General features: G+C 52.7%; 4 protein-coding genes and 5 pseudogenes. 7 read left to right on the top strand and 2 right to left on the bottom strand.

What is annotated here, in order from left to right; translation table 11 throughout:
• Window positions 1-101: 101 nt before the first annotated feature.
• Window positions 102-1,390: pseudogene (locus ACTBDZ_RS11970) on the top strand (acyltransferase family protein).
• 264 nt (window positions 1,391-1,654) lie between these two features.
• Window positions 1,655-2,701: a DUF481 domain-containing protein gene (locus tag ACTBDZ_RS11965; protein ID WP_438815476.1), complete on the top strand. Its 1,047-nt coding sequence runs from the start codon at window positions 1,655-1,657 to the stop codon at window positions 2,699-2,701.
• 98 nt (window positions 2,702-2,799) lie between these two features.
• Here ACTBDZ_RS11965 and ACTBDZ_RS11960 read toward each other — a convergent pair.
• Window positions 2,800-3,494, bottom strand: a pseudogene (locus tag ACTBDZ_RS11960) (gamma-glutamylcyclotransferase).
• Between the two features lie 292 nt (window positions 3,495-3,786).
• Here ACTBDZ_RS11960 and ACTBDZ_RS11955 point away from each other — a divergent pair.
• The 3 genes and pseudogenes from ACTBDZ_RS11955 (at window position 3,787) to dauA (ending at window position 8,046) form a co-directional block, all read left to right on the top strand.
• Window positions 3,787-4,592: pseudogene (locus ACTBDZ_RS11955) on the top strand (siderophore-interacting protein).
• Between the two features lie 501 nt (window positions 4,593-5,093).
• Window positions 5,094-6,193, top strand: a pseudogene (chaA, locus tag ACTBDZ_RS11950) (sodium-potassium/proton antiporter ChaA).
• A 152-nt stretch (window positions 6,194-6,345) separates the two neighbouring features.
• Window positions 6,346-8,046 carry a C4-dicarboxylic acid transporter DauA gene (dauA, locus tag ACTBDZ_RS11945; RefSeq protein WP_438815475.1) on the top strand — a complete coding sequence of 567 codons (1,701 nt, stop codon included), beginning with the start codon at window positions 6,346-6,348 and terminating at the stop codon, window positions 8,044-8,046.
• A gap of 31 nt (window positions 8,047-8,077) precedes the next feature.
• Here the strand turns inward: dauA and ACTBDZ_RS11940 are convergent, their stop codons facing one another.
• Window positions 8,078-8,482: a hypothetical protein gene (locus ACTBDZ_RS11940; RefSeq protein ID WP_438815474.1), complete on the bottom strand. Its 405-nt coding sequence runs from the start codon at window positions 8,480-8,482 to the stop codon at window positions 8,078-8,080.
• A gap of 322 nt (window positions 8,483-8,804) precedes the next feature.
• On the opposite strand from ACTBDZ_RS11940, the gene rstA reads away from it, so the two are divergent.
• The gene (rstA, locus tag ACTBDZ_RS11935; protein WP_438815473.1) at window positions 8,805-9,551 is read left to right on the top strand and encodes a two-component system response regulator RstA; all 747 of its coding nucleotides are present in this window, start codon (window positions 8,805-8,807) and stop codon (window positions 9,549-9,551) included.
• Window positions 9,548-9,894 (top strand): annotated as a pseudogene (locus tag ACTBDZ_RS11930) (two-component system sensor histidine kinase RstB); the annotation flags it as partial. The gene rstA and the pseudogene ACTBDZ_RS11930, both read left to right, overlap by 4 nt.
• Between the last annotated feature and the right edge of the window lie 123 nt (window positions 9,895-10,017).

The raw sequence follows: 10,017 nt of genomic DNA, 5'->3' as shown, positions 1-10,017 counted from the left end.
GATTGTTAGTATGAATCATGAGAGTTACCTCGTGTTTTGTATAAGGATTGGACACCCATATCAAAACCGGTAACTCTCAACCTTGCAAGGTCCAGTGTCAGATCAAGTCGCGACTAATACACTTTATCGGACTGGAATGGCTGCGTTTTCTGCTCGGCTGCTATGTGATGATCTATCACACTGCTCATGTTTATCCCCAGATAAAACGTGTGCTTTTTTAAGTGAACTGACCAGCATGGGTTTTTTCGCCACCAGCACCTTTTTCGTGCTTTCCAGTTTTTTGCTGGCCCACGTTTATATTCGCGGTGGACAACTGCGCGAACCCGCCCGTCATTTTTGGGCCAAACGGCTGTTCACCCTTTATCCCATCCATATCATGGCGCTGCTCGCCTCTATCGCCGTGGTCACCCTGATGCAATGGCTGGCGGTTCCGCCGGAAGGCCAAGTCGCCAGCGCACGCTTTGTCATTTATGACACCAATGAGCCAAATGTCGATCCGGAAAGCCTGCGCCATTACATGACCAATGCACAATTGCTCTTCAATGGCCTGCTGCAAGTGTTTATGTTGCAAGCGTGGAATCCCTACTTTCTGACGTTCAATGCCCCGCTGTGGTCGCTCTCAACGCTGTTTTTCTTCTATTTGCTGTTCCCTGCACTGGGGCCACTCTTACTTAACAGTCGTCACCCCTGGCTGTGGCTTGGTATTGTTTGTCTGCTCTATTTGATACCACCTGCCTGGATTATTTGGAAGCAGCAGTTTGGTATGCCCTACACCGGTTTACTGCAACGCGGGCCTATTTTCCGGTTGCCAGAATTTTTAGCAGGGATTTTAGGCTATGCGCTATTCCGCCATTATCGCGATCGCGCCAGAATGCCGCTGACCAGCGGCCAACGTTCGGGGGTTGCCGCGTTCATTCTGCTGAATTTCATCGCGGGTGCCTGGTTGTTCACCAATGGCGAGGCCTACTGGTATTTCTTGTTGCACAACGGTCTGCTGCTGCCCGCTCAGGTGGGATTAGTGTGTCTGAGCGCGCTGGCACGCGATCCGGATAGCCACTGGCTGCGCCATTGGTCACCGCGATTGGGTGCAGCATCACTCTCTATTTTTGCGTTGCATGTTCCGCTGTTTAATCTGTTCCGAACGCTGGAGCAGCTGTTGCGCGGCGATCCTAAGACCTGCTTTAGCGATTGGGAGCAGTGCGCCGTGGCCGCCGGGAACGTGCAGCTTTCACTGCCCGGCTACGGTATATTCCTGCTGGCAACCGTGGTTATCTGCTTACTGTTCCAGGAGCAAATTGTGACGCGGGTGCGCCAATTTCTCACAACGCGTTTTCTGCCACGTAAGGCGCGTCCTGAGAGAAACCTGCGCAAGCCACAACAAACGGCGTGATGTCCCTCCCCTCTCTTCGCGCCACCGGACGGCGCAGAGGGGATAGCACCTTATTGAAATGTGATTTTGATCTGGTTATAGCGCTTAATCATCATTGATATGTTTTATAACAATTTAGATTCTAACGAATCGATGTTTTATTGTAGAGCCAGATCACATTTCCTGTTACTGTTTGCAGTGCCGAAATTAACGGTCCAACTGCTTTAGCCAGCGCCATTGGCAGCATTATTCATCAACGACTTCCACTGTATTATCTCCCAAAAAATGACACATACTAAACGCGCACTATCTTCCCTGGGGTTGGCCTTTGCTCTGGCAACGGCTGGCACGTCTGCAAGCTACGCCGATACGGTCTGGCTCAACAACGGGGACAAAATTACCGGGAAAATTACGCTGCTTGACGGCGGCAAACTGTTTATCACCACGGATTATGCAGGCTCCGTTTCTGTTGCCTGGGATCAGGTCAAAACCTTCGAATCCGACCACGGGTTGGTGATTCAGGGCGAGCGCTATGAAAACGGCGTGCTGTATCCAAGCCTGAAAGCGGGTGAAACCCGTTCCGTCGTCGGCGCGCCTGCCGGTGCAGGTCAAGGTGAACAAACGCTGGCGCTGACCAATATCAAATCTATCGTTACCGCGAAACCGTTGGTCACTGACTTCTCCTGGAAAGGCAATATCGACGCCGGGATGTCGCACAAGAAGAGCTCTACCGAGACAGAAAACTACGACGTCACCCTCGATACCCGGATGCGCCACGGCACCTGGTGTCACAACGTGGATGGTACTTACCACGAAGCCACCGAGAATGATGTGCGCAGCACCAAGAATGCCTCCGGCGAATACGCACTGGACAAATTTCTCGATGAGCAATGGTTCGTCCAATCGCGTTACTATTACAAACGCGACTGGATCGAGAACATCAAGGTCAACCGCTCGTTCGGTCTTGGTCCCGGTTACCAGTTCTGGGACAATGACTTAGGCGCGTTCTCTCTGACGTCTCTGGTCAACAGCCAAATCTTTACCTATCAGAATGAAGCGGAAGGCAAAGAAGACAACTTCTACTCCGCCGGTCTGAAATGGGCCTACAACCGTTATCTGTACAGCAAAACCATTGAAGCCTTCACCAACGGTGAAGTTGGGCGTTCTCTGGATGGTACTGCACCCATCTATTTGAAAGCGGAAGGTGGCTTGTGCTTCAAATTAACCGACTGGTCTTCATTGAGTATGCGCGTGGTGCGCACCCGCATCGAAAGTAATCAAGGGGATGTGGACGATACCATGTATACGCTGGGCCTTGGCGTAGGTTGGTAACCCGTTGCGTCGCCATTGACTGATTTATTGCGGTCAATGGCGACACGATAAGGTGTTGTTCGATGGTGTGTTAATTAACGCGATGTTAGTTAACGATGCTAAACGCCCCACCAGTCACCCTGCTGTGGATGTGCCTGCTTCGCCTGTTCCTGAAGCTCTCTCACCCGCTGCGCCAGCGCCGTTAAGCACTCATCGGCCATACCGTGTTTTTTAAGCGCCTCTTCCAGTGCAAACAGATACTGTGCGTTGGTTCCCAGTGGACCGCTGGCTCTGGCAATCATGGGAGCAACGCGGTGTATGCAGGTATCCGCTTCAATCAGAGGATGTTGCTCTTGCGAAACAAACACCAACGCCGTGAGTGTTTCGCCGTTTTGGCAGCGCAGATCGCACCATTCCGGACGGTAGCAACCGGTGATCATCTCGCGCTTCTACAGCAGTTCCAGATCTTCACGCAGTGAGTCCTCCGGTAAACGAAATGCCATCCCGGTCGTTTTCCCACCTGGCGTTAATGCCAGCATGCGTCCAGGTTGCGTTGCCGTACCGCGTCCTGCCGCGCAGGCAAAATGCGCGCTGCCAGCCAGAAAGTGTGGCCAAACGGGCTTCCTCCGGTGTAATATACCGGATTCCACATCAGTGAGCCGTAGCCAAAGAACCACACCGGGCTATCAGGGCGACGCGATAGCGTCTGGTTCAGGGAGTCCGCTCGCTGCGAAGGCGTGAGCAGCAAGTTTTCTTCGATACAACCAAAAGACGTACCACAATCAGCCTTTTGTAAAAAATCGCTTGTTAACAATACCTTAAAACCCCCACAATAACCGCCGCGTTCTTTCTGACAAAAACAGCGTAACTGCTTAAAATTTCTGCAACTCATTCCAGAATATGACATTCTTTGTGTGGCAATCAAGCTTGATCTTAATCACAAAGGGTTAATGTAACGCTGAAATCGTAACAAAAAAGGGTGAACAACGCCTTTTTAACCACGCGTGCTTTTTGCCTGTTACTAAAATGATAATCACTATCATCAACATGCTATGATGTTGTCCATCACATCAATAACGATATCGGCTGAATGATGGAGAAATTTAATGGCTCATCCGACAGGTTTTCACCCAGCCCAACCCCGACTAATCCAGGTTAAACGCATCACCGACCTCTCACCGCACTTGCGCTGCATCACTTTTCACAGCGACACACTGCACAACTATTCGGCAGTCGGGCGACATGCCGCGCATATCAAACTGTTTTTAGCGCGCCCCGGCCAGAAAGCACCTACGTTACCCACATTGGGAGAACGAGGCCCACAATGGCCAGAAGGTGAGGCGCGCCCCGTCGTGCGCACTTATACTATTTATGCATTCCGGCCCGAATTGGGCGAAGTGGATGTTGCCTTTGCCTTGCACGACCACGGCGGACCCGCCGTCACGTTTGCCCGCAACGCGCAGCCCGGAGACAGCGTAGGTATTACTCAACCGGGTGGTCCGCACCCAATGCTGCCTGCGTCCAGCGCCTATTATCTGGCAGGCGATCCCTCTTCGTTGCCCGCCATTGCGGCGCTGCCCCCCGATGCCACCGGCCATGCCGTTATCCGCATCGACAGCGAGGCCGATCGTCTGCCACTGGCCTCAGCGTGAATTGGGTGGTCGGCTCGACCGCCAGCACGGATACGTTGTTACAACAGTTCCACGCCGTGACGCGCGATATTGACGCCAGCAGCGCATTTTTCTGGCTGGCGGGCGAAGACCGCATCGTGGTGCAACTACGCCGTTACGTACGCAGAGAGCTCAAGGTTGAGAGAAATCAGCTCTACGCAGTGCCATATTGGCGTGAAGGGTTAAACGAAGAGGATTATCACCAGAAACGTCACGATGTCATGGATAATCCAGATGACTGAGTGGGCTAAAATTCACTAGCCACACCAATACAGTGGGGAGAAAACTGCCAAATTCTCCCCACTAATCCTATTTTAGTCCCCAAGAATGTAAAATTACTTAAAATCTCCCGCCTGCTGAGCGCATTCTGCTAATCTGCTTCTGTTTTTTAGGCTATAACTATACCTTAAATAATTCGAGTTGCAGGAAGGCGGCAAGAAGGGCGTGACAAATTTGTCTGGAACAAATTTGAATAGCGCCTGCGCTGGCCCGTAGGGTGAACCTCAGGATGAGGTTCATTAATCCCGATGAGCTTACTCAAGTATGTGATTCGGGTGAACGAGTGCAGCCAACGCATCTGCAACTTGAAGTATGTCAGGTATACCTGTAAGCCACTTTTTTCCGCAACGTCACACCCTTAACCATGCATTGCCGTCGCTACCCGCGTGGCGCATGTAAAGAGAACAATAAGGCATGCGGCACTGTTAGTAAGATTCAATACTTTTGATAAGGAGCCGCCCGCCATGAAGTCGCACACCGAGGTGATCAAAACGCGTCACCACGAATATTCCCTGATCTTCCCCATCATCGCGCTGTTTGTCTTGCTGCAATGGAGCGATGCACAAAACCTGATGGCTATCCTTGGCATCAACTTTATTGCACTGGTGGGCATTCTCGCCAGCGCCTTTAGCGTAGTGCGCCATGCTGACGTGTTGGCCCACCGACTGGGCGAACCCTACGGCTCACTGATCCTCAGTCTCTCCGTCGTCATTCTTGAAGTGAGTCTGATCCCTGCGCTGATGGCCACGGGCGATGCCGGTCCAGACCTGATGCGTGATACGCTTTATTCCATCATTATGATCGTCAGCGGCGGCCTGGTCGGATTTGCCTTACTGTTAGCGGTCGGAAATTTGCCACGCAGTACGTTAATTTGATCGGTATCAAGCAGTACCTGATGGCCATTTTCCCACTGGCAATTATCGTGCTGGTCTTCCCCACCTCACTGCCGGGCGGTAATTTTACCACCGGGCAAGCGCTGATTATCGCCCTCATTTCCGCCGCCATGTACGGCGTGTTTCTCCTGATCCAAACGCGCACGCACCAGAGCCTGTTTATCTACGAACATGAAGATGAAAGTGATGACGGCGACCCGCACCATGGCAAACCCTTTTCACACAGTTCGTTGTGGCACACCGCCTGGCTGCTAATTCATCTTGTGGCGGTGATCAGTATCACCAAAATGGACTCTGCGCCGCTTAATGCGCTGCTGACACGCATGAATGCCCCAGAGCAGTTCACTGGCTTTCTGGTCGCACTGCTTATCCTCTCTCCTGAGGGGCTGGGCGCTATCAAAGCGGTGCTGCGTAATCAGGTGCAGCGTGCAATGAATCTGTTTTTCGGATCGGTGCTCGCCACGATTTCACTGACCGTGCCAGCAGTAACCGTCATTGCCAGCTTAATGGGCAATACGCTGAATTTTGGTCTGGAAATGCCCAACATCGTCGTCATGGTCTCGGTGTTGATGTTATGTCATATTTCGTTCTCAACCGGCAGGACCAACGTGTTGAACGGCAGCGCACATTTAGCGCTGTTTGCTGCGTATTTGATGACAATCATGCTGTGATCCTACGGGAAAGCCCTGATTTTACGTCAGGGCACCCTGCATTTTGATGTAAGTCTTAACACTCCGCGCTTAACAGGAGTATCCTACACTTCACTTATCGACGACGGGCCAACTGCCCGCCATTTTTTTGTCCTTTTTTGGTCTGACATAAGATGAAAACGCATGGAGTAAGCGGGGTTACGCCTTTTAGTGCGCTGATCGCCGCCTGTTGGCGCGAAAAATATACCGCACAACGTTTGGTTCACGACATTATCGCGGGCATCACCGTAGGGATTATTGCCATTCCACTGGCAATGGCGCTGGCGATTGCCAGCGGTGTTCCACCGCAGTACGGGCTTTACACCTCGGCAATTGCCGGGATTGTCATTGCGGTAACCGGAGGGTCACGCTATAGCGTTTCCGGCCCAACGGCAGCCTTCGTGGTGATTCTTTATCCGGTTTCCCAGCAGTTTGGCCTCTCAGGCTTGCTGATGGCCACACTGCTTTCCGGGGTGTTTTTGGTGTTGATGGGCGTCTGCCGCTTTGGACGCCTGATTGAATATATCCCGCTGTCAGTGACTCTAGGGTTTACCTCGGGCATCGGTATCACCATTGCCACCATGCAGATTAAGGATCTGTTTGGTCTGCACCTGACCACCGTGCCGGAGCACTATATCGAAAAGGTGATGGCGCTGGCACAGGCGCTCCCGACGCTGACGCTGGCTGACACGCTTATTGGCCTGACAACGCTGGCGGTGCTGGTTTTTTGGCCCAAACTGGGCATCCGCTTGCCGGGTCATTTGCCTGCGCTGCTGGCAGGCGTTGCTGTCATGGGTATCATGTCGCTGATGGGCCATGATGTCGCCACCATCGGCTCCCGCTTTAGCTATATGCTGGCTGATGGCTCGCAGGGTCAGGGCATTCCGCCTATTCTGCCACAGTGGGTGCTACCGTGGAACGTGTCCACAGCCGGTGAACCGGCCATGACGCTCAACTGGCAGAGCATTTCTGCCCTGCTCCCTGCGGCATTTTCCATGGCGATGCTTGGCGCTATCGAATCACTGCTGTGCGCGGTAGTGCTGGATGGTATGACCGGTAAAAAACATAACTCCAATGCCGAATTGGTGGGACAAGGCTTCGGTAATCTGGTCGCGCCGTTCTTTGGCGGCATCACCGCCACCGCGGCTATCGCGCGCTCCGCCGCCAACGTGCGCGCCGGGGCAACGTCCCCCATTTCGGCAGTGGTGCACGCACTGTTGGTGCTGCTAGCGCTTTTGGTGCTGGCCCCCTGGCTCTCTTATCTGCCATTGGCCGCCATGGCGGCGCTGCTGCTGATCGTCGCCTGGAACATGAGCGAAGCCCATAAAGTGGTGGATTTGCTGCGTCACGGCCCCAAAGATGACATCATTGTCATGCTGCTTTGCATGTCACTGACCGTGCTGTTTGATATGGTGATTGCGATTACGGTGGGGATTGTGTTGGCATCGCTGCTGTTTATGCGCCGCATTGCCCAAATGACCCGGCTGAGCGAACGTCCTGAAACCTCATCGCCGACGCGACTGGTACTGCGGGTGAACGGCCCACTGTTTTTCGCCGCTGCGGAACGCATTTTTAACAACATTCTGCAACGCAGCGAGAATTATCAGACCATCATTCTGCAATGGGACGCGGTGCCGATTCTGGATGCCGGAGGACTGAATTCGTTCTTGCGTTTCAGCGATGCATTACCCGCTGACAAGCAGCTATTGATAACCGATATTCCGTTCCAACCGCTGAAAACCTTGGCGCTCGCCAATGTGCATCCCATCGCGGGACGCCGCACGTTTTATCCCACGCTGGCGCAAGCATTGGAAGCAACGCAGTCTATCGATTAATCTGAATCACCCATCGGGCCGCGCAAGCGGCCTAGACCGGTGTAATCTGGACGTTCAGGCATTCATTACGCTGCGACACCGTTGTTGACGCCGCGCAGGCTTCGCGGATCGTCACCAACTGCTGCGACGTCAGCGGATACGGCAGCACAATATTCAGTGCTGTCAGTTTCTGCTGCTGCGCCAGCGCGATCAGTCGCGTCAGGTTGGTTTCATCGTTGACCTGCGTGGAAAGCACCCGCATTGCCAGCATTTTCATTTGCTCTTGCGGGGCGACCTGACGGGCCGACGCAGATTTCGTCACCATGCCGATAATCGGCAACACGCCATACATGGCATCAATAAAACGCCAGCGTTTATTACACAGCGCTGCCAAATACTCAGCGTAATCAATACTTAACGCCTCATTGGAACACACAGACTCTGGGTTATCTCCCATGCCCTTCTCTCCTGTTCGCCAGTGGGTTCATCGCGTCACTTGTACGTCAATCACCTTTCATCAAGCGTCGATAATACATCTGCCCTGTTTTACCAAGCTCACGGGTTACCCCTCTATATTGTCACGAGCGTGAGTGATTTGACAGCGCGAGCACGTTATCAAGTTCACGATATTGCAATGAAATCCGGTATCTGCACGATATACCCTTTTACGCTTCATTGCTGGCGCCGCTAATGTGTGGGCGCTATGCTAACGCAAGACGAAAACGGTTTGCCACACGGCAGGCTGACGATGACGATAGAGAACAATAGCTACGGTGACTATGCATAAGATTGCCTTTGTGGAAGATGACCCTGAAGTGGGCAAACTGATTGCGGCTTATCTGGGAAAACATGACATAGACGTTCATCTGGAGCCGCGCGGCGATAAAGCGCTCGACTTCATCGCGCAGCAAAACCCCGATCTGGTGCTGTTGGATGTGATGCTGCCGGGAAAAGATGGCATGATCATCTGCCGCGAGTTGCGCCCGTTGTACAGCGGCCCGATCGTGCTGCTGACCTCACTTGACAGCGACATGAACCACATATTGGCGCTGGAAATGGGCGCAGATGATTATATTTTGAAAACGACGCCGCCAGCCGTACTACTTGCCCGCCTGCGACTCCATTTGCGTCAATACTCGGCGCAACCCGCCACGCAGGTCGCGCCTGAAACACACACAGTACAGGCGCAGGTTCAGGTGCACAAAACGCTGCACTTCGGGTTGCTGTGTATCGATCCGGTTAACCGTGAAGTGACGCTCGCGGAAGAGAATATTGTGCTATCCACCGCCGATTTCGATTTACTGTGGCAATTGGCGACCCATGCCGGACATACCATGGACAGAGATTTGTTGCTCAAAAATCTGCGCGGTGTCAGTTATGACGGCATGGATCGCAGTATCGACGTGGCCATTTCCCGTCTGAGCAAAAAATTGCACGACAATGCACTGGAGCCCTTCCGTATCAAGACCGTGCGCAACAAAGGTTACCTTTTTGCGCCGAACGCCTGGGAGAGCGCCATACCATGAGAAAACTGTTTGTGCAGTTTTTTCTGTTACTGTTTGCCAGCTTCGTGGTAATGACGCTGCTGGTAGGGTTGGTCTACAAAATGACCGCAGAGCGCGCAGGCCGTCAGTCGATGGACGATCTGATGAGATGGACGATCTGATGAAAAGCTCGCTCTATCTGATCCGCAATGAACTGCGTACCATCCCGCCACGCGAATGGCATAAAACCATCAATGAGATGGATCTGAACCTGTCGTTCACGCTGAACATTGAGCCGCTGAGTAAATACCGTTTATCGCCAAAAGCGCAGCAGCGGCTGAATCAGTGCGAAATTATCGCGATTGAAGATCAATACACCTTTATTGTATTAGTCGCGACTTGATCTGACACTGGACCTTGCAAGGTTGAGAGTTACCGGTTTTGATATGGGTGTCCAATCCTTATACAAAACACGAGGTAACTCTCATGATTCATACTAACAATCCCA

Source organism: Symbiopectobacterium sp. (assembly GCF_051710365.1).
Classification (GTDB): Bacteria; Pseudomonadota; Gammaproteobacteria; order Enterobacterales; family Enterobacteriaceae; genus Symbiopectobacterium.
Note: the sequence above shows the minus strand (reverse complement) of the source record. Positions and strands in the feature narration are given on the sequence as shown.

What these genes read in the sequence shown, in the direction of transcription:
- rstA (WP_438815473.1), top strand. Translation starts at nt 8,805, where the DNA reads ATGCATAAGATTGCCTTTGTGGAAGATGACCCTGAAGTGGGCAAACTG.
- ACTBDZ_RS11965 (WP_438815476.1), top strand. Translation starts at nt 1,655, where the DNA reads ATGACACATACTAAACGCGCACTATCTTCCCTGGGGTTGGCCTTTGCT.
- dauA (WP_438815475.1), top strand. Translation starts at nt 6,346, where the DNA reads ATGAAAACGCATGGAGTAAGCGGGGTTACGCCTTTTAGTGCGCTGATC.
- ACTBDZ_RS11940 (WP_438815474.1), bottom strand. Translation starts at nt 8,482, where the DNA reads ATGGGAGATAACCCAGAGTCTGTGTGTTCCAATGAGGCGTTAAGTATT.